Source organism: Chthoniobacter flavus Ellin428 (assembly GCF_000173075.1).
Lineage (GTDB): Bacteria > Verrucomicrobiota > Verrucomicrobiia > Chthoniobacterales > Chthoniobacteraceae > Chthoniobacter > Chthoniobacter flavus.
This window is the reverse complement of record NZ_ABVL01000004.1, coordinates 44,145-63,872: the sequence shown is the minus strand read 5'-3', so window position 1 is coordinate 63,872 and position 19,728 is coordinate 44,145. Positions and strand designations below refer to the sequence as shown.

At 61.0% G+C, this 19,728-nt stretch carries 14 protein-coding genes; 5 read left to right on the top strand and 9 right to left on the bottom strand.

The annotated features are described in order from the left end of the window. The first annotated feature begins 183 nt into the window (after nt 1-183). Complete coding sequence (locus tag CFE428DRAFT_RS33260; RefSeq protein ID WP_049975581.1) at nt 184-3,387, top strand: PAS domain S-box protein; 3,204 nt, start codon at nt 184-186, stop codon at nt 3,385-3,387. A 17-nt stretch (nt 3,388-3,404) separates the two neighbouring features. Here the strand turns inward: CFE428DRAFT_RS33260 and CFE428DRAFT_RS08090 are convergent, their stop codons facing one another. Continuing rightward, nucleotides 3,405-5,975: a DUF7133 domain-containing protein gene (locus CFE428DRAFT_RS08090; RefSeq protein ID WP_131990059.1), complete on the bottom strand. Its 2,571-nt coding sequence runs from the start codon at nt 5,973-5,975 to the stop codon at nt 3,405-3,407. A gap of 88 nt (nt 5,976-6,063) precedes the next feature. Here CFE428DRAFT_RS08090 and CFE428DRAFT_RS08085 point away from each other — a divergent pair, with 88 nt between their 5' ends. Beyond that, nucleotides 6,064-6,804: an AraC family transcriptional regulator gene (locus CFE428DRAFT_RS08085; protein WP_131990060.1), complete on the top strand. Its 741-nt coding sequence runs from the start codon at nt 6,064-6,066 to the stop codon at nt 6,802-6,804. Nucleotides 6,805-6,990: 186 nt separating this feature from the next. On the opposite strand, the gene CFE428DRAFT_RS33255 is transcribed toward CFE428DRAFT_RS08085, so the two are convergent. The 3 genes from CFE428DRAFT_RS33255 to CFE428DRAFT_RS08075 all read right to left on the bottom strand — a co-directional run bounded on the left by CFE428DRAFT_RS33255 (nt 6,991) and on the right by CFE428DRAFT_RS08075 (nt 9,035). Then, on the bottom strand, nt 6,991-7,665 hold the full coding sequence (locus tag CFE428DRAFT_RS33255; RefSeq protein ID WP_006979011.1) for a hypothetical protein: 675 nt from the start codon (nt 7,663-7,665) through the stop codon (nt 6,991-6,993). A gap of 130 nt (nt 7,666-7,795) precedes the next feature. After that, entirely contained in the window at nt 7,796-8,116 is a 321-nt protein-coding gene (locus CFE428DRAFT_RS33250) for a PIG-L deacetylase family protein (protein WP_006979010.1), read from the bottom strand. Nucleotides 8,117-8,129: 13 nt separating this feature from the next. After that, complete coding sequence (locus CFE428DRAFT_RS08075; protein ID WP_006979009.1) at nt 8,130-9,035, bottom strand: glycosyltransferase family 2 protein; 906 nt, start codon at nt 9,033-9,035, stop codon at nt 8,130-8,132. Between the two features lie 262 nt (nt 9,036-9,297). On the opposite strand from CFE428DRAFT_RS08075, the gene CFE428DRAFT_RS08070 reads away from it, so the two are divergent. Then, complete coding sequence (locus CFE428DRAFT_RS08070) at nt 9,298-10,053, top strand: hypothetical protein (RefSeq protein ID WP_006979008.1); 756 nt, start codon at nt 9,298-9,300, stop codon at nt 10,051-10,053. A gap of 554 nt (nt 10,054-10,607) precedes the next feature. Here the strand turns inward: CFE428DRAFT_RS08070 and CFE428DRAFT_RS08065 are convergent. From CFE428DRAFT_RS08065 to CFE428DRAFT_RS08055, 3 genes are all read right to left on the bottom strand, one after another. Beyond that, nucleotides 10,608-12,152, bottom strand: coding sequence for an ArnT family glycosyltransferase (locus CFE428DRAFT_RS08065; RefSeq protein ID WP_131990062.1), 1,545 nt, complete (start codon nt 12,150-12,152; stop codon nt 10,608-10,610). Between the two features lie 191 nt (nt 12,153-12,343). Then, a complete protein-coding gene (locus CFE428DRAFT_RS08060) occupies nt 12,344-13,879 on the bottom strand; it encodes a hypothetical protein (protein WP_042724648.1) in 1,536 nt (511 codons plus the stop codon). A gap of 81 nt (nt 13,880-13,960) precedes the next feature. Further along, complete coding sequence (locus CFE428DRAFT_RS08055; RefSeq protein WP_042724647.1) at nt 13,961-14,455, bottom strand: GtrA family protein; 495 nt, start codon at nt 14,453-14,455, stop codon at nt 13,961-13,963. 157 nt (nt 14,456-14,612) lie between these two features. On the opposite strand from CFE428DRAFT_RS08055, the gene CFE428DRAFT_RS08050 reads away from it, so the two are divergent. Next, nucleotides 14,613-16,202: an ArnT family glycosyltransferase gene (locus tag CFE428DRAFT_RS08050; RefSeq protein WP_131990063.1), complete on the top strand. Its 1,590-nt coding sequence runs from the start codon at nt 14,613-14,615 to the stop codon at nt 16,200-16,202. Between the two features lie 511 nt (nt 16,203-16,713). Here CFE428DRAFT_RS08050 and CFE428DRAFT_RS08045 read toward each other — a convergent pair. Next, on the bottom strand, nt 16,714-17,586 hold the full coding sequence (locus CFE428DRAFT_RS08045) for a class I SAM-dependent methyltransferase (RefSeq protein WP_006979003.1): 873 nt from the start codon (nt 17,584-17,586) through the stop codon (nt 16,714-16,716). A 202-nt stretch (nt 17,587-17,788) separates the two neighbouring features. Then, nucleotides 17,789-18,445 carry a thiamine phosphate synthase gene (gene thiE / locus CFE428DRAFT_RS08040; RefSeq protein ID WP_006979002.1) on the bottom strand — a complete coding sequence of 219 codons (657 nt, stop codon included), beginning with the start codon at nt 18,443-18,445 and terminating at the stop codon, nt 17,789-17,791. Nucleotides 18,446-18,653: 208 nt separating this feature from the next. On the opposite strand from thiE, the gene CFE428DRAFT_RS08035 reads away from it, so the two are divergent. Beyond that, nucleotides 18,654-19,727, top strand: a complete 1,074-nt coding sequence (locus tag CFE428DRAFT_RS08035; RefSeq protein ID WP_131990064.1) for a hypothetical protein — start codon at nt 18,654-18,656, stop codon at nt 19,725-19,727. Nucleotide 19,728 lies beyond the last annotated feature (1 nt).

Below are 19,728 nucleotides of genomic sequence, written 5' to 3'. Positions count from 1 at the left end.
CGTTAAATAATCTCTATCTTTTCGCTGGAAAAAATAGCGGAACAGTGAGTAGAATCACGCATCCCCCGAAGACACCACTGCACGCCGCAAGCGTGCTTTGAACCCGAAACCAAAATCGGGTCCTGAACACGCCTCCGGTGCCGGTGGGATACTCGTGGTGGATACGTCCTTTCCATCGCGGCCATGAATACTTCGCATCGCAGAGAAGCCCATCTGCGGATGGCTATTCGAGCGGCGAAGGTGGGCTTGTGGGAATGGGATCTGCGGACCAATGCGGTGAAGTTCTCCGACGAATGGAAGCGGCAGTTGGGTTACGGCCCGGACGAAATTCCCAGTGAATTCAGCTCCTGGGAGGCGCGGGTGCACCCGGACGATCTTCCCCGGATGAAGAAGCGCCTGGCGGACTATTTTGCCAAACCGTGGCCGGACTACGAAGCGGAGTTTCGGATGCAGCACAAGGATGGTTCGTGGCGCTGGATCCTGGCCCAGGCGGATCTCTTCAATGATCACACCGGCAAACCGACGCACATGGTCGGCAGCCACATCGACATCACGGAAATCAAGCAGGGAGACGCGGAGCGCCTGGCGCACCTGCGTTTCTTTGAAGCGATGGATCAGGTCAATCGCGCGATCCAGCGGGCGGAAAGCCTGGAGCAAATGATGAGCGATGTGCTGGAGTCGCTGCTGGCGATCTTCGAGTGCGATCGAGCCTGGCTCGTTTATCCCTGCGACCCGGCGGCACCGACGTGGCGGGTGCCGATGGAACGGACTCGCCCGGAATACCCGGGAGGCTTTGCCGCCGGAATCGATTTCCCGATGGAGGAGCAAATCGCGGAGGTGATGGGCTATCTGCGGCAGACCAACGGGCCGGTGAAATTCCGGCCGGGGATAGACCGCCCGATGCTGCCGGTGGCGGAGGAATACCAAATCCGGTCGATCATGGCGATGGCACTCTGCCCGAAGTTGGACAAGCCCTACATGTTCGGCCTGCACCAGTGCTCCTACGCCCGTGAGTGGACAGCGGAGGAGGAAAACCTCTTTCGCACAATCGGCCGGCGCCTGACGGATTCGCTGACGAGCCTGATCGCGGACCGCAATCTGCGGGAATCGCAGCGGGCCTACGCCTCGCTGGTCAATAACATCGACGGCATCGTGTGGGAACTGGATGTGCCGACGTTCCACTTTACCTTCGTGAGCCAGCAGGCCGAGCGCATCCTGGGCTACCCGGTCGAGCAGTGGCTGAACGAAGCCGATTTCTGGCAGAATCATCTCCACCCGGGCGACCGGGATTGGGCGCTCCACTATTGCCTGCGGGCGACCGAGGAGCGACGGGACCACGACTTTTACTATCGCATGATCGCGGCCGACGGGCGGGTGGTGTGGCTGCACGATTTGGTGAAGGTCATCTCGGAAAATGACCGCCCGGTGAAATTGCGCGGCATCATGGTCGACATTACGAAAGCGAAGAGCGGCGAGGAGGCGTTGAAGCTATTCCGCACGCTGATCGATCGCGCGACCGATACGATCGAAGTCGTGGACCCGGTGACGGGCCGGTTTCTCGACGTCAATGAACGCGCCTGCCAGGTGCACGGCTACAGCCGGGAGGAATATCTCCGCTTGCGGGTGCCGGACCTGGAGGTGGGCATCGATTTCGAAACGCCCGGCCGTTGGGTAGAACACGTGGATCACATCCGACAGGCCGGGTCCAAGGCCCTGGTCGGGGCGCACCGCCGCAAGGACGGCTCGATTTTTCCCGTCGAGGTGAATGCGAACTACATCACCCTGGATCGCGACTACGTGATCTCGGTCGTCCGCGATGTCACCGAACGCAAATTTGCGGAAGAGGCGTTGCGCGAAAGTGAGCAGCGCTTCCGGCAGGTTGCCGAAAGCATCGAGGAAGTCTTTTGGCTGGTCGATGTGACCAAAGGCCGGACGATCTATATCAGTCCGGCGTACGAGAAAATCTGGGGACGCAGTTGCAAGGGCCTCTACGAATCGCCGCTGTCATGGATGGCGACGATTCATCCCGATGACCGGTCGCGAGCGACCGAGGCGCGACGCAAACTGGCCAACAGCGGTGAGTACGACATGGAGTATCGCATCGAGCGGCCCGACGGCGCGGTGCGGTGGATTCATGATCGCGCTTTTCCCATCAAGGATGCCCAAGGTCGCATCTACCGCATGGTCGGTGTGGCCGAAGACATCACCGCGCGGCGCCAGCTCGAGGATGAAGTGCGCCAGTCACAGAAGATGGAGGCGGTGGGGCGACTGGCCGGCGGGATTGCCCACGACTTCAACAATCTTCTGTCCGCCATCCAGATGCAGTCGGCCCTGCTGCTGGAGACGGCGCCGGATGACGGCGTCACCCGCGAAGGTATCCGGGACATTATGACGGCGGCGGATCGGGCGACCCATCTCACCCGGCAACTGCTCACCTTCAGCCGGCGCAACGTGAAACAAGCACGCGATCTCGACCTGACGGAAGTGGTCGGCGCGATGAACAAGCTGCTGCTGCGGATGCTCGGGGAAGACATTGTCCTGGAAAGCCGCTTTGCCTCGCCGCTGCCGATGGTCCACGCCGACCCCGGGATGGTGGAGCAGGTGCTGATGAACCTGGCCATTAATGCGCGCGATGCGATGCCCACTGGCGGCCGCCTGATCGTCACGCTCGACCTGGCGAATGTCGATGCGGAGGCGGCGGCGGCCAAGCCAGGGATCTCTGCCGGGCGTTTTGTTTGCCTGAGCGTGAGTGACACGGGGTGCGGCATTGCCGCGGCGGATCTTTCCCGGATATTCGAACCGTTCTTTACGACGAAGGAAATCGGGCGCGGCACGGGCCTGGGCCTGGCGATCGTCTTCGGCATCGTCGAGCAGCATCACGGCTGGATCGACGTGGAAAGCGCGCTGGGCCTGGGCACGACGTTTCGGGTGTTTCTGCCCGCCTGCGCGGCGGTTCCCGCCCGAAAACCCCTGGCACGCCCGATCACGGCGATCCCCGGTGGCTCGGAGACCATTCTGCTCGTGGAAGACGAACCGATGGTCCGCAACCTGACGCGCAGCGTCCTGGAGCGTCTCGGCTATCACGTCATCTCCGCCGAATCAGGAGCCGTCGCGCTCGAGAAATGGGAGAATCCCGGAATCCAGGTGGATCTGTTGCTGACCGACCTGGTGATGCCGGGCGGAATCTCCGGCCGCGAACTGGCCGACGCATTGATCGCCCGGCAGCCTTCTCTCAAGGTCATCTACTGCAGCGGCTATAGCGCCGATGCCGTGGATCACCATCTCCCGCTGGGGCGAGGAAGAAGGTTCCTGCCGAAGCCATGCTCCGCGACCGTGCTGGCCGCGAATGTGCGCGGCTGTCTGGATGAGGCGGGGTGCGGCAAGTAAGAAACTCGCCGCGCTTTTCAGTGCGTCAGGGCGGAAGGTGTGGTGACGTCCAGCTCGTGAAGATTCCACGGCGTGCGTTTGTCGCCGCCGCCGGTTTGGGTGATCTTGATGAACTTCGCTTTGGTCGGGTTGAAGGCGATCTCGGTGAGGTTGGTCACGGCGGTGCCGTTGTAGACCGGCTTGCTCCAGGTCTGGCCATCGAGTGAGGTCTCGACACGCACGTTGCGAGAGAGATAGCCGCCATGTTCGCCGAAGGCGAGGCGCAGGCCGTTGATCGTTTCCTCGGACGGCAGTTCGACGGAGATCCACATGCCATTGGCCAACGGCTTTTCGCTGCTCCACTTGGTCTTGAGATTCCCATCGACGATGGCTTCGAGACCCCTGGCATTTTCGCTGGTGGTGAGCTTCCACTCCGGACGGTTCTTCAGCACGGACGGTGCGGTAGCGGCGATTTCCTCTTCGGTCCACGGCGTGGTGCGGCTCTGCGTTTCCTTGCGCACGCGGGCCACGTCCTTCGCTTCGATGAAGGTCACGGAGTTGCCGAAGCGATTGCGAATGTAGCTGAGCACATCGGCGATCCACTCGTCGCTGTTCGTCGCCATGGAGATCATCTGTCCCTGGTAGGTCTTGCCGCCCACCGGGCCGGTGACGCCGTGCAGCAGCGCGCGGATGAGGCCATCGCGATGGCCGAGCACGACCCTGGCATTGGCCAGCGGTGGCGCGAGGGTGGTGCCGGGCGGCATGCCTTCGGCGCTCATGCCCCGGCCGTCGAGACCGTGGCAGGTGAAGCACAGTTCCTGATAGGTGGCCTGTCCACGATTCATGATTTCCTTTTGCGTGCCGCTCAATTCGCGTGGGAATTCGCTGCTGTTGGTCAGCGCTTGCGTGGCGATCTCCTTCACACCTTTCGAGGGTGTAGTCATGGCCGCACGGTTGATGAAATCCGCGTAATCCTTCCACTTCATGAGCTTCGCCGTGAGGCAGACCTGAATAACGACCGACGGATCGCTATCCTTGGCCAGCGCGGCGACGTCTGGCTGCAAGGCGGGATCGTTGAGGGATTCGCTGGCCCGAATGCCGGCCCGGCGCACCTGTGGCGAAGCGTCTTTCAAAGCCGTGCGGACGAGATCGGGCGTGAGCGCGCCGAGCCCTTCCAGCGTCCACAACGCATGTATGCGGCCGAGCGGATTCTTTTCCTTTTGCACCATGGTGGTGAGAGCGGGCACGACGCTCTGGTCTTGTTTCAAGACAAGCAGCTTCTGCGCGGTGTCACGATACCAGCCGTTGGGATTCGCCAGCGTGGCCACGAGTTGCGCGGGCGGAGCGGAGAGCAATTTCGGCTCGGGCACATGTTTGGTGGTGTCATGCACGAGACGCCAGATGCGGCCGTGGTTGATCACCTTGTCCATGCCGTATTGGTTGATGACCTTGCGCAGGTAGCTGCCTTCACGCGTCCAGTTTCCCTCCTGGATGATGCCGCGATACATGTCGCAGATGAAGAGCGTGCCATCGGGCGCGGTCTTCATATCGACCGGACGAAAGAGCGGGTCCGTGCTGCGCAGGAATTCATTCTGCGGATACGGATTGTGCAGGATGGTAATGCCGTCGTTCACCTCGATCTGCGCGCGGCGCACGAGACGCCCGACGGGTTCGCCGAAGAAGAGGTTGCCCTTCAGTTCCGCGGGCAACTGGTCGCCGCGATAGATTTCACCACCGCAGGTGGCGGTGAAGTGATTGAGCGTATTGTCATCGCGCGAGCGGCCCGGGCCGCCTTGGAAATCACGCAGGCCCATCGCCGGCCAGACCATCTCGAAGCCGACGTCGGCTTGATGGCGCGCATTGAATTGACCGTAGAGAAAGTGCTGCTGGTAATTGATCGGTCCCTTTTCGGAGCCGGCATTCACCACCCAGAACTTGCCGTCGTCGTCCTGCGTGCCGCCCCACTGGCCGCCGTTGCCGGGAATGTCTTGCTTGGTGAGCTGTCCATCCTTCCAGCGCAGGCGATAATTGTTCACCGCGGAGTAGATCCAGTTGTCGATCCCCCAGGTGAGGCCGCTCGGCTGGTGTTCGAGATTGCCGCCACGCGCTCCGCCCTGATAGACGAGTTTCTTTTCGTCGGCCACGCCGTCGCCCTTCGTGTCGCGGTAGAAATAGATATCGTTCGTGTCCGTCTGGCCGATGAGCACGCCATCGGCCAGCGGCAGGAGCAGGCGCGGCAGGGTCAGCTTGTCGGCGAAGATACGGTGCTGATCGTAAACCCCGTTGTGCTTGCTCGACCAGTGGACGGAGACGCGACCGGTGGGGACGATCTCGTTTGAGCCATCGATATCACGCATGTAGCTGCGCATCTCGGCGACGAAGAGGCGACCGTTGCCGTCGAAGGCCATGCACACCGGCTCGAGGATGTCCGGTTCGCTGAGTACGAGCTCGAGGTGGTAGCCCTTGGGAAGTTGAAAGGTCTTCGCTTCTTCGACGGGCGAGAGCGCTTTGACCGGCGGCTTGGGCGGGAAATCGGTGGCCTCATCGGCCAGCGTGATGGCGGCGGCGAAACCAAGCAGCGAGACGAGAACGGGGCGGGGAATATTCATGGCGGGGATGAACGATTGCACCGTTTTCATACCGCTGCGGGCTAGTCTTGTCTGGTGACAGCCTGCCATTTTCTATTAAAATACGGCCATGCCTTCTGAACGCCTTCAGGCTGATTTTTTCGCCCGCATGGCCGATCCACAGGCGGTGCGCGCGATATTCGAGCATTTGCCCGGGGTGTTCTTCTTTGTGAAAGATGCGCAGGGGCGGCACATCGCCGCGAACAGCGAAACCTTCACGCGTTTCGACATCGAGAGCGAAGATGAGCTCGTCGGCGCGATGGATGAAAAGTTCTTTCCTGCGGACTGGGCGAAGGCCTTTCGCGAGGATGATCAGCAGGTGATCCGCAGCGGCAAGCCGCTCATCAATCGCCTGGAGCTCTGGTATAATGAGCAGCGGAATCTCGACTGGTTTCTCACCACGAAACTGCCGGTGCGCGATAGGCGCGGCAAGGTCATTGGGGTGATGGGGATCACGCGACGCGACGAGGATCGCATGCGGCACTACGATGTGCGCGAGGTCACCGCGGCCGTGCAATATGCGCGGCAGCATTGCGGGCGGAATCTGACCACCGCGGAACTGGCGCGCGCGGCGGGCGTTTCGGAGCGGCATTTGCACCGGCTGTTGCGGACCACGCTGGGGCTCACGCCGCACGAGTTGTTGTTGCGCACGCGGATTCAATCCGCGGCGGAAGCCTTGGTGCGGACATCCACACCAATTAGCGAGATCGCGATCCAGCACGGATTCTGCGACCAGAGCGCGTTTACGCAACAGTTTCGCAAACGCACCGGCGTGACGCCTCGGCAGTTCCGGGTGCGGAATCGAGGCTAGGGCGCAGCGGAGCTCCGGGGAGCGCGCCCGTCCCGGGTGCTGGTTGCGGCGTCTCGCCACAACGAACTTTCCACACGCGCGCAAGTTAGAACCGGCGAAATTATTAAAAAGTCCGCGACGGCGAGACGCCGTCGCCAGCACCCGAGACGGGTGCGATCCCCGGAATTCTGCTACCGAATCGCGCCCCTACTCCGCCGCGTGCGGATGCGCGGAGGTGTGCCGGTGAAAGTGCAGCTTCGGGCGGCGGGCTTCGTCGACGGCGATCTCACGCCAGCCGGCGATGTCGAAGAAGAGCGGGCGCTTTTCCAGCTTCACGAAAATGCGCGTGAGCGGGACGGCGTTCATCGCCGGGAGTGAAATCGTGGCGTGACGGCCGGTGATGCGCACCGAGGCCCAGCGGACGGGCTTGCCAGTGACCGCACAGTGGATGCGCGCCTTGGCGGATTTGCTGGGCATCTTCAGCGTCCAGCGCAGGCTGCCTTCGAGCAGGGTCTCGAGCACCACGTGAAGCTTGGCGTCGCGGAAACTGAGGGCCGGCTTGAGGAGCTTGAGGCGCAGTTGCAACGCACCACGGGCGATATCGCCGGCGGCCACCGGGTGATGCGGGTGCTTGGCCTCCGGCGCCATAGGGAGGTGGAAATCCTCGGTGTCGCGGGCATGGGCGAGGAAGCGGCGGCGCGAGAGCATCTGCGTCTCGTGCTGCTGGATGGCCTCGGCCTTGAGCGCCTTTTCCTTGGGCGTGAGCTTCAGCGTGCGCAAGGTGCGGTTGAGGCGCGCCTTGGGATAGTGGACCAGGTAGCTGAGCGTCGGCTTGGTATCGTGGCCGCGGGCATGCAGGCGATCCAGCGCGAGCTGGAGCATGACAAAGAAGGCGCTGTGATCAGGATGCGTATCCTCGGCAGCCGGGGTGAAAATCTGGTCGGCTTCCAGTCGCGGATGAAATTGACGATGTTGTCGAGCGCCACTTCGTCGGCGGTCATGAGCAAATTGGTCACGCCCTGGTCAGGCCAGCCCGATGAAATGCACTTTCGGCCGAACCACCGGCGCCGAGCATATCCAGCGCGGCGCGCGCTTCGCCCTGCCGGCGCAGACCCCAGCGACGACGCGCCTTGGAATCGAGGAAGATCGTCCGTTCCATCACCCGCTGCGGCCACGGATTGCGGTCGCCATTGGTGAGGAAAACGACGCAGAGCTGGGCTCCGAGGGCGGCGGCTTTTTGGATCAGCCCGCCACCGGCGAGGGTTTCATCGTCCGGATGCGGAGCGAAGTAGAGCAGGCGATCCGAGGCGTGTAAGCGAAGGGAATTCGGCATGTCGCGGAAACAACTACAGTTTCATGCGGTGGTCGATCAAGTCCGCAAGTAACCCAATGAAAAGCATTTGCACCCCAGTCATGGCGAGCACAATTCCAAAGAGACCGAGGTGATGCTGATGGCTGTAGTCGATTCCACCCTTGATTACTCCCAGCAAAATGAGGGTCAGCGCCGGAGGGACGAAGACATTCAGCGGCTTGAAGTAAGCGCAGATGCGAATGATGAGAATGGTGAAATTGGTGAAGTCGCGCAGGGGCTTGATCGACGATTTGCCCACGCGACGGTGATAATTGATGGGGATGAACTTGACCGGATAGTGGTTGGTCATCATCGCCAGGGTGATCGTCGTGGTGAACGAAAAGCCCTCGGGGTAAAGCTGGATGAAGCGCATGGCCACGTCCTTGCGGAAGACGCGGAAACCGGAATTGAGATCGGGGATCTTGCGGTTGCTGAGGTATTCCGCGAGCCGGGTGATGATCCACTTCCCGGGCTTGCGCAGCGTCGGGACCTGGACAATGGCCCCAGTGCGGGCGCCCACGACCATGGCGTATTTGTCCGCCTCGGCGAGGAGCCGCGGGATATCTTCCAGCGGATAGGTGCCGTCGGCGTCGGCGATGAGGATGTAGTCGTGCTTGGCGTTGCGCAGGCCGTTTTTCAGGGCGGCGCCGTAGCCGGCATTCGTCTCGTGCTCGAGGAGGGTGACGGGCAGCGTGCGGGCGATCTCCCCGGTGCGATCCTTGGAGCCGTCGTTGATGACGATGATCTCCAGGGCGCGGACGTAGGGCTCGAATTTCCGGATAGCCTCAACGGTGCCGGTGATGGATTCCTCCTCATTAAACGCCGGGATGAGGACAGACACCGCCAGATCCGAAACGGCGGGCGTGGCAGCGGGAGTGGTAGGGCTAAGCGTCGTGGACAAAACGAGGTACGGTTTTTTCGAGAAGGGGTTGGTGGTAGGCTAAGAGAGGGCTGCGGTCAAGTTTGGAGGGAGGGTTACTCTGGGGGGATTTTGCCAAGGGCATGCCTCCGAAGGCGCAAATCGGTGTCGAGAGCCGTTCGACGGGGGACGCCCTGTCCTCCGGGTGGGGGTGCGCAAATTCACGGCAATTTTATCTGGAAGTAATCTTGACCTGTCACCGCCGAAATGGTGAAATCAGCGCGGTTTTAATCACTTTGGACTTATGAAGGCGTTACTCTTCCTCGCGGCGACCAGTCTCAGTGCCATCGCGGTACTGCCACATATGCCCGACATGACGACGCTCAAAAGCGAAGTCAATACGCTCGCGGCTTCCGTTCCGAATCCCCTGCCGCAGATTTCCAAGCTCATCACGCCCGCACAGGCGGACCAGGCATCTCCGACTCCTCAGCCCGACCAGTCCAATCCGGCTGCGGATAGCTCCAATGATCCGTCCGCCACCCCCGCCCCGTTTGTATCGAAGGCGTCTCCAGAGGAGGTGCAGCGCAGCTACGGTCAACCTGAGCATGTGGAGCGGACGATGTATGGGGAGACTTGGTACTATCCGGTCTATGTTTTCTATTTCCGTAATGGATATGTGCAACGGACCCAGCGTTCGACGGGAACCAACGCCCGCGGACCGTTCGTCTCGACCAGCACGAGCCTGGCGCCCCACAACCAACCGGAGCCCTGGCGCTTTTCCAATCACACCTCGCTTAATTCGGCCACGCTCGGTGGCAGCGGCGTGCAACGGTCGAGCACCTTTGTGCCACGGCAGACGACTTCGGGCGTAGTCTCGGCTGGGTCTTCCGCGATCCATCCGACCTATAACGGCTCATCGACTGGTCTCGGCGGTTCCACCGGCTGCAATCATTCGACGCAGAGCACGACGAATTATCACCCGCCCGTGGTGCAACACACCGCACCCGTTCAACATACGGCGCCGGTGGTAACCACCGGCTACAGCCGGGTTGGTTACTAAACGCCGAGGGCGCGGCGCGACCGGGCCGCAGCCAAAGAAATTTTTAAACGCAGAGGCCGCGGAGGCGCAGAGAAGAAGTGTAGAGGGCTGGTGGAGTAAAAACCGCTCGTGGACACGAATAGGAAAACGCCTTCACCTCCCTCTCCTATTCGCGTTCATTGGCGTCCATTTGCGGTTAAAAAATTCTACGCAAGCTGCGTCCATTTTTGGGTTGGCACTGCAGGGCAAAAGCGCAAGGGATTTGGCGTGGCGTGGCAAGGCGGTCGCGGCGACGTTTGGGTGATGAGCCGTGTCGACCATCCGGCTGCGGATAATCTTCACCCTCGTTGCACTGGTAGCACCCGCCTCATCCCGTGATCGATTCCATGCGAATAGACAGCGCGATTGTAGGGCCGGCGATCTTCGCCGCCGTGTGTGGATGCATGGATTCAAAGGCAAACGAACGGCGGCCAGGAGGACCGCCCTACAATTGCGCTCTCTACCAGCGATGCCGACTGGCGAATTCGAGGGCGTAAATCCTCCCACGGCGAATGCGCCGAGTGCGCCCCGCAGCTCTACCGACTCGCTTCGGCTACGCTTTCACTTGAAACGCTTATGCTCACCGGTTCCGCTTTCACCCGCAGGGCGGTCCTCCACAGCAGCACCAGCGCGCCCGAGAGTGCCCAGAACATCACTGGCACCAGCGGCATGAGATAACGTTCGATAGGGCGGCCGACGGTGCAAAGGAGCACCATGTTGAAAAACCAGACCGCAGCGCCCCCGAGGAAGAATTCGCGTTCCCGTCCGCGCGTGCAGAGGCATATGAAGCAGAGCGCGATGGTGGTTTCGAATACCGGATAGAATTGGAAGAGCAACGCGCGGCTGAGGAGGCGGTGGAAGAGGCGGAAATCGTTCTTGTCTTCGTGCGCTTCGAGCGCGGCCAGGTTCTTTTCCACCTGCATTGTGGGATGAACCCGCTGGTCATCGTCGCGGTGGTGCAATTCCTCGATGGCATCGCGAACCTGTTCCGGGCTGGGGAAGTCATTTTTCACCCCGCGGACGTTGAGTTTGTAGGTATCCGCGCACATCTGGCCCCAAAAGGCCTTCGGCTGGTTTTTCACCGCCTCAATCGCCAACCGGCGGCAGAGGCGATCGAGATCCACGGCGGTCTTGCCCTGCGCCTGCAATTCGCGCCACAGATGCGGGACGATGGTGCGCTTGATGACAATGTTGTTATCGAGCTTCGGGCGCGCCTTGTAATCCTCGACCTCGGCGCGAATCTTGGCCTTGAGCTCGGGCTCGATGCCGCCATCGAGCTTGGTCCACTGGGCGGTGCGCCCGTAGAAAAGGATCCCCGACTGGGGCTCCGGCGGGTTCACATGGACGCTCACCTCGTTGTCGAGCCGCAGGGCGATAAACGGCAGGGCGAAGCCGCAGACGACCAGGATCACACGGGTGATTTTCCCGCGCAAAGTGTGCCCTTCCAGGAACCAGGCCCCGGCGATGAGCGCGAAAGGAAACGGGACGAAGACATTCTTCGTCATGGTGAGGATACCTGCGCTCAAAGCGGCGATAAAGAGCCACGTCTGGGAGTTCCGCTTCAGCGCCAGCCACCACGAACAAAAGGCCGCTGCGGAGAGAATGAAGAGCACGGATTCGTTGCGAATGAGTTGCCCCAGATGCAGTGGCAGACCGTAAGCTGCGAGGCAAATGCCGCAGAGGAAGAGCGGCAACACCGCTACGCGTCCCCAACAATAGCGGGCCGTGGCCACGATGCCGAGAATGGCCAGCCCATTGAGTGCATGCTGCGTCCACACCACTCCATTCATGGTACCGAAGAGCTTGAGCGCCCCGGCAATGAGCAGCGTGTAGACCGGTCCGCGCCGGCCATCGAAAACCATTTCCCCCGTGTCCAGCCACTGAAAGGCGGCAAAGGTGTATGACCCGGCATCGCGCGACCACATGTAAGCGGGCAAGAGGTGCCAGAGATACAGGCGGATGCCGACGACCACCGCGACCAACAGCAGCCACAGGATGACCTCAAGAGCCACCGGCGGCTCGCGCAGGAAACTAGCGAACTTCGACTGGGGTCGGGCTGGAGCAGTTACGGAGTCGGACAAGGGGATGCAGGGAGTTGATAGTTGATATTCGACGAAGGAGAAGCCTGCGGTGCCGTGGAGGCAATTGATAGTTGATAGACCAGCCGCTTTCTCAATCTTTTTGCGCGCTCCGCGCGGATTGGAGTTTCGCAAGCCGCCGCCGCGAAGCGACCATTTCAGTGGAAACGCGGAGGGCTATCAACTATCCACTCTCAACTTTCCACTTCTTCGGGGACTGGCTCTTCCCGCCAGACCAGCCCGAGCAACCAGTCCAGGCCCAAGGCCACGAAAATAAGACCGATCCATTCGATCGGCTGCAAATAACGGCTCACCGCATCACCGATCCCAAAGATCAAGCCCAGATAGAACCCCAGCGCAAGCCAGAGCGGCGAAGTCTCGCGCCAGCGGGAGGGGCGCAGGCAGGTGAGAAAGCCGAACAAGGCGAGAAGTCCGAACCATGCCGGATGCAGATATAGCTTTCGGGCTTCGCCACGGCTTGCCTTCATCCAGGAAAAGGCATGGTCAAAGTGGTAGACCCAGGGCTCGTACCATTCCCTCTGCTTTCGGCGCTGCTCGGCCAGGGAGAGATAGGCGTTCTCGTCCATCTCGTAGAGCAGCTTCATTTCATCCGGATGCTTCATCCAGCGCTCCTCGTTGTCGTCGAGCTGGCTTTTCCAAAAGGCGCGGGGCGCCATGAACGTGCCTGCGTCTTGATCGGCCAGGACCGCGCCGATTTTCCGCAAAACCATCTGCGCGTAAGTGAAGGGCGAATGCAAAATGGCGTCGTGAGCCAGATCGTTGCAGACACGCAGGAATTTCGTCTTTTTCCGTTCCTTGAGCATCTCCTGCCACACGGGACCGAGCTGCAGATTCTCGCCGGACTCGACGAGCATCTTTTTATAACGCGCCTGTTTCCAAGGATACTGTGAGAGATCGGCGCGGGCTTCTTCAATGAAGGGTTTGAGAACGGCCCGATACTCGGGCCATTTGCCGTGGTCCGGATCCACCAGCGGCAAGGAAGAACTAAGCAACAGCCAGGGGCCCTGCTTGGAACTGCCGGTGGTCAGGATCACGACCAGCGAGAGTGCCAGCGCGCCCCAGCAGGGCTTGCTCCAGCGCCACGGCCATCCGGCGAGCAGCACGGCGGAAATCATCAGCCCGATCCAGATCGGCCGGCCATGTGGCTTGATGGCGATGATCAAGGCCGCGGCCATGAGGAACCAGAATAGGCGTTTCGGCTCGCGCAAGCGTTGCACCGGGAAGGCCAGGGCCATGGTGAGAATGATGCTATCGAGCAAAATGGACTCGGCGACGACTTCCTGCTCGTACCAGACCATCCGCGGCCAGATGGCCACAAAGATGGCGACCAGTGGCACCCAGATCGTCGGGCGGCGAGTGAGATTCAGCGTGATCCAGCCGATACCAATGACCGACACGAGCAGGCCGACGATGTGCTGCACGACCGCGATGGTGGCGACATTGCGGCCGGGCAAAATCGGCGTGGGAATGAGGAGCAGCGGATAAACCCAGCGGCGTTTTGGCCCCATGTCCCACTCATGCTTCAGCCAGAGCGCGGAGGTGGTGTCGAAATAAGAATTGCTGTCCGGACCGTAGTAGCCCTCCGGCAGGGCGGTAAGGAGGGAGAACCGCAAGATGGCGCCAAGGATCAGCGCCGGGAGGCAGAGCAGCACGAGCCGGCGCCACTGCATGGAAAAACGAAGAGGTTCGGGCGCCGTGGGTTCAGGCATGGGGATGGCAGATGGAAAATGGGGAAATGACAGACTAACGGAAAATGGCTGATGGAAACCCGGCGGCGCCGTAAAGGTGCGCTACGCCCGCTCCGCCTCGGCCGGAGAAGCGGCCGATTCGCGCTGGGGGTAGACCCAGTAGTGGTAGAGGCCGAATTTGAAAAAAGCGATGAAGACCTGCACGCCGGCGATGACGCCTTCTTTCCAGAGATCGACCAGTTTTTGGTGGATGAAAGGCGACCAGCCAAAGGCCTTCGCGAAGATTTCGGGACAATGCGGGATGAGCCTCAGCAGGACGAGGACGAGCGTGTAATTGAGCCCATTGGACACGCTCAAGCAGACGGCCTGGCGCCATGCGGCATCCGTCCAGTGCCGGTCGGATTTGAAGCCGACGACGTAGTTCCACAGGAATAGGAGCACATTGACGATCGCGAGACTCAGCGCGTAGGCGAGCCAGTCCTTCCACCCGAAGCCGTGGGAAAAGAGCCGAAACAGCCCGGCATTGACCCAGATGCTCAGCACCCCGCCGACGAGAAACCAAAACAGACGTGCAAAAAAGGACTTCGAGAATTTCAATGGAATGGTGCTGTCCGTGAAGACTGAACATCCAACATCCAACACTCAACACCCAATGGCGCATGCGTGTGCGGAACGCGCTCTTAATTGGATGTTGGATGTTTCTCCCTCTTTTGCCCGGTTCGACGCCATCGTGTAACCAAGCCGCTCCCTCATTGTGACCGATCCCCTTCCCTCTCCCGCGACCACCGAATCTCCGCGCATCACGCCGGGTGTATGGCTCATGGCCGTGGTGCTCTTTGCCCTCACCCTGTGGCTGCACACGCGGCACAATAATTTCCCCTACACTTATCACCCCGACGAAGGCGGCAAGGTCACGCAGGTGTTGGTGGGCAGTCGCAATTACCATCATCCCCTGCTCCTCCTGCAGGTCTCCACTTATGTCGCGCACCTTGCCTTTCTGCCGCACGATCCACAGGCAATCGTGGAAACGGGGCGGTGGGTGTCGGCAGCGTTTGCCGCGGGGAGCGTAGTGGCGTTTGCGCTGCTCGCGTGGTGGAACTATGGGCTGCTCATCGGCTGGGGCGCGGGGCTGGCTGTGGCTTTGCAGGACGATCTCTTCGAGATGTCGCACTACATGAAGGAGGACCCGGCGCTGCTCTTCGGGTTGGCGCTCGCCCTCCTCGCGGCGCACATCTGGTGGCGCGCGCCGGGGAAACGCCCGCTGCGCTTCCTGGCCATCGCCTGCGGGCTGGCCGCGGCGGGGAAGTACCTCGGCATCGTCGCGATTCTCTTCGCGCTGCCCATCGTCATCTGGCACAAGACGAGCGATGCCTTTCTGCCGCGGAAGGCGCGGGTAAAGTCCTTTGCCATCGTCTTCGTCGTCACCTTCCTCATCTGCAATTTCCCGATGTTCGGTTGGCAGATCTCCAGCCCGTTTAGGAGCATTCGCAACGAGATGGACGGTGTGGCTGGCGGTCACCACGGGCTGACTCGCAAGGTGCCCCACGCGGAATACGTCAACTCGCTGAAGAGCAAGGTGCCACCGGTGGAATGGGGGTTCGTGGCCATCTACGCCGTCGCGTTGCTGGCCACCGCGCGGCGCCGCACGCCAGCCGAGTGGATCACCCTGCTCTTCCCCATCCTCTTCCTCGGCCTGATCTCCTGCTCACCGAAAATTGCCGAGCGTTACCTCCTGCCGGTGAGCGCGATGGTGCCTCTACTGGCGGCGCTCGGAGTAGGCGAGATCGGGCGTGTGCTCGGAGCGTCGGATATTCGCGGCCGCATCCTCCTCGGCCATGCCGTGACGGCAGCGTTGCTCGCGTGGACGGTTTATGTGGAATGGCCGGCGTTTCATCGCTCGTGGGATGGTTTTCAACACGACGACCCCGCCGCCGTCGCCGCGTGGATCAAAGCGAACCTGCCGCTCGATGCCGTCATCGCCGAAGATCATCGGGTGAATCTCGCCGCGACCAAGGGCAACGATGGCCCGAGCAGCACCGCCCGCGTCCCGCAAAAAGTGCTCGAGGCGAAATCCGGCCTCGCCCCCGATCTCGGCGACTTGGACAAATTGCGCAGCGAAGGCGTGGGCTACGTCGCGGTGTGCAAACAAAACTACGGGCGCTACTTTAACGACGAGACCAAGCCGCAAGCCAACGTGAAGTCCGGCTACAACAAACAGCGCGATTTCTACGCCCACCTTTTCGCCGAGGGCAAACTGCTCAAGGAATGGCCGAAGGGCACAATCTCGTATCTGCAGCCGGGGATTCGGCTTTACCAGATCACACCTGAGGCCGCAAAACCGTAGAGCCTTTGTCCTCAATTTTCAGCGACGGCGAGATAAGCAAACTCCTCTCCTCGCGGTCATTCTGAGCGGAGTGCCCCGGCGGGTAGGTGGCGGGCACGGAGTCGAAGAACCCCGTGGAACAACCGGCGAGACGCCTATGGGACTGCTCAGCAACCCGGCCGAACAACCAGCGAGAATCGCTCGTAAAGCGACCGGATCCTTCGACTGCGCGCTCCCCACTGGCCCGCGAGCGCTTCGCTCAGGATGACACTGAAAAGAGAGCGTATTCCTCTCCTGCCCTCGGCGCTCTCCGCAGTGCTACCCCGAAAAGTGTACGCAGCTTGCGGAACTTTTTGAACCGTGAATGGACACGAATAAACGCGTATGGAAAAAATCGCGTTTGCGCCCTTTATTCGCGCTCATTGGCACCCATTCGCGGTTCTCTTTGGTTGCTTCTCTGCGTCTCTGCGGCCTCTGCGTTTAAAAAAAATTCTTTGGTTGCGGTTCCGCCGCACTGAACACGAAAAGCCCATCACGCCATCGGCTCAAAGAGCACATACCCCATGAACCGCTTCATGGATGCCCGCCTTTCCGGCGACATGAGCAGGCTCACCAGTTTGATCCACATTCGCATCGGCAATGGAAACCGCAGGGGACGGTTTAGCTGTTCTGCCTCTTCCGCGAGGTAACGGATCTCCTTCGGTTGCCAGCCCCGTTCGCGAAAGAATCCGAAGAAGTCGGCGGGCTCAAATCGGAAGGGAGCGTTCTTCATCACGCGCGTCATTCCTTTGCGCCGCCGATAGCGATAGGTCTCCGGCGCAAAGTAATCGGCGATCCAATATCGGAACGACGGCTTTGATTTCAGATCCCGCGCGAGGGCGGTAACCTGCTCCGGGGTCAGATAAGGAATCACTCCCTCGGTCAGGACGAGAATCTTCGCTGAACTGGCCGCCACTTCGGCGAGGAACTTTTCCCGTGCCGCATCGTCGCCCAAGTCCACGCTGATGCGCTCCAATCGGCAGCATGCCGTTTCCCCAGCCAGCTTCTCTTCTTTCAATTCGATCATGTGCGGGAAGTCGGCTTCGATCCAACGCAACGATGCGGGCAAGTCCATCCGATAAGGCCGCGTATCGAGGCCCGCGCCGAGATTCAAAATGGTCTCGATCCCTTCGGCGATGGCTGTCTGGATCAACCGATCGATTACACAGGTCCGAATGATGACGGACCAGCCGCCGACGAATGCTCCCTTGGGAAGGTTTTCGATGATCTTTTTCCCATGGTCGCCGGACAAACGGGCCGCGAGTGGATCTTGGAACAGCGCATTGGGACGCTCGGTCTCAGCGGCACGATAGGCGGCCACCATAAAGGCGGTGTCGGAGACATTTTGGATGGAGGATTCACTCATGGGAATGCGCCCAATTTACGCCGCGCGCGGTGGCGCGCTTGCGTTTTGGAGTGCGTGCGCTGCTGCGCCGCTTTGGGAAATCGTGGAGCAATGCGGACATTGCGGTTCGCGAGCCTGATCGAAAAGCGGCGCAGCAGCGCCGCACTCCGAAACGCAAGCGTCCGACGATCGCCTTTTCGCATTCATAAACGCCACCATGAGTTCAGATAGCGTTGTTCAGCAACCGCTCCTTCGCCCGCCGTGCATAGGCCGCGATGTCGGGCGCTTGCAGCAGACCGGAGACGATAACCACGCGTCGCGCGCCGGCCTCGATGATCGCGTCGAGATTTTCCCACTTGATGCCCCCGATGCAGAAGATCGGAATCTGCACGGTCTCGTGAATGCGGGCGATATTTTCGAGACCGATGGCCGGGCGGCCCGGTTTGGTGGGCGTGGCGAAAAGCGGGCCAAAGCCGATGTAGTCCGCGCCGTCAGCGGCGGCAGCGACGGCTTGCTCGAAGCTGTGGGTGGATTTGCCGATGATCACCGGCGGCACTTCCCCGGCCAGGGCACGGCCGGCACGCCAGCGGGCATCGGAAACGGTAAAGTCATCCTGACCAACGTGCGCGCCTTGCGCGCCGACCGAAGGGACGAGTTGTGGGTAATCGTTGATGATGAAAGGAACGCCGGCGCCTTCGGTGAGCGGGAGCAGACGATTGCAGAGCGATTCGACTGCAGACTCGTCCCAGTCCTTGGCGCGCAGTTGCAGGATATCCACACCACCGGCGAGCATCTGCTCGGTGACGCGCTCGACATCATCCGCCGGCGTGTAGCCGAGGTCGAGGATTCCGTAGAGCAGTGCGTCAGCGAGATTTTTCATCGCGGGCAATCGAGCATCTTTCGCTGGGAGTGGAAAGTGAAAGTGGAAAGTGCCCGCAGCCTGCCGCTGGCTTTCGGAAGACATCTTCCGAGTCGTGGTGGTAAAGAAGCATCCACTGTGGTGAAAGCGTGGCAGGAAGTTTTCACTTTCCGCTCCCATGTTTCGCACTCGCACCGCGCCCCTGCTGCGATACTTTCTCGGTCGCTGCATGAAAACCTCGCTTTCCCTGATGGCCGCGTGGCTGCTGGTGCTCCCGATTTTATCGATGAGCGCGGAGGACCATTATTCTTTTGCGGAAGGAGCGCGTGGCTTCCTCATCCGCGATTACAACCAAAAGCTGGTCGCCTTCCTGCAGACCGCTTCGCCGGAGCATGTGCGCACTCCGAAAACGATCGATGAATTCGGCGCGGAGACGACGGAGAATACACGCCAGCTCCAGGCCACCTTGACCGGTGCGCACTCGGCCAGCGGGCGCGCAGGGCCTGCGGAATTCGCCGCGGTGGGGCTGCCGTGGCCGGATGATTTTGTGCGCAGCACGAACCTCATCGATTGCTGGGAAGGCACGCTGAACAAACTCGAAGGCTCCGCCGAAAGTCAGGATAACTTTTCCAACGTCACCTTCGGTATCGTCGGTTTCACATCGCAGGATGGCAGCCTGCAGACATTTCTCCAGGAGGCGAATGCGGCGACGAACGGAGCGGTCTTCCAACTCGCGCGCGAACGGCTGGCGCCGAGGGATGCGGCGAAATTCATCGAACTCGTGGAAAGCTTCCATCCGAAGAGCGTGAAGAAGAATCACGACGAGTTCGTGAAGTTCGTCATTCGCAATCCACGCGCCGATCCCGATGAACAGCAGCCGCGACCGGAGATTGCGCAGCTCTTCGCCGAGTTCCACAGCATTCCCCATTTCCGGGACGTTCAGCTTGCCGCGACGCGCAAGAAGAGCTGGGACGGCGAGCTGCCGGATTATCGAGAGCAGCTTTTCGGCAGTGCCGCGCCCCATTCGCTGCGGATCGACCTCTTCTGTTTCGACATGACGGTGCTCACCAACGGCCCGGGCAAGAAAGCCGTGCGGCAGTTGGAAAAGAAGCCCTGGCACGACGAGGTGGAGCGGATGAAACAGATATCCGACGCGATGAAGAGATCGTCCGAATACAAGGACGATGAGGACAAACGCGCAGACATCCTCGAGCGCGAGCGGTGCATTATCGACGGCCAGGGCGAAGTGCACGACGACGATTACGACCTGCGGTCGTTCGCGCTGCTGCCGGTGAAAGAGTGAT

Coding starts and splice junctions, on each gene's coding strand:
- CFE428DRAFT_RS08070 (WP_006979008.1), top strand. CDS start 9,298: ATGAAGGCGTTACTCTTCCTCGCGGCGACCAGTCTCAGTGCCATCGCG.
- CFE428DRAFT_RS33255 (WP_006979011.1), bottom strand. CDS start 7,665: ATGCTCCAGCTCGCGCTGGATCGCCTGCATGCCCGCGGCCACGATACC.
- CFE428DRAFT_RS08045 (WP_006979003.1), bottom strand. CDS start 17,586: ATGAGTGAATCCTCCATCCAAAATGTCTCCGACACCGCCTTTATGGTG.
- CFE428DRAFT_RS08085 (WP_131990060.1), top strand. CDS start 6,064: ATGCCTTCTGAACGCCTTCAGGCTGATTTTTTCGCCCGCATGGCCGAT.
- CFE428DRAFT_RS08090 (WP_131990059.1), bottom strand. CDS start 5,975: ATGAATATTCCCCGCCCCGTTCTCGTCTCGCTGCTTGGTTTCGCCGCC.
- CFE428DRAFT_RS08035 (WP_131990064.1), top strand. CDS start 18,654: ATGAAAACCTCGCTTTCCCTGATGGCCGCGTGGCTGCTGGTGCTCCCG.
- CFE428DRAFT_RS33250 (WP_006979010.1), bottom strand. CDS start 8,116: ATGCCGAATTCCCTTCGCTTACACGCCTCGGATCGCCTGCTCTACTTC.
- CFE428DRAFT_RS08060 (WP_042724648.1), bottom strand. CDS start 13,879: ATGCCTGAACCCACGGCGCCCGAACCTCTTCGTTTTTCCATGCAGTGG.
- thiE (WP_006979002.1), bottom strand. CDS start 18,445: ATGAAAAATCTCGCTGACGCACTGCTCTACGGAATCCTCGACCTCGGC.
- CFE428DRAFT_RS33260 (WP_049975581.1), top strand. CDS start 184: ATGAATACTTCGCATCGCAGAGAAGCCCATCTGCGGATGGCTATTCGA.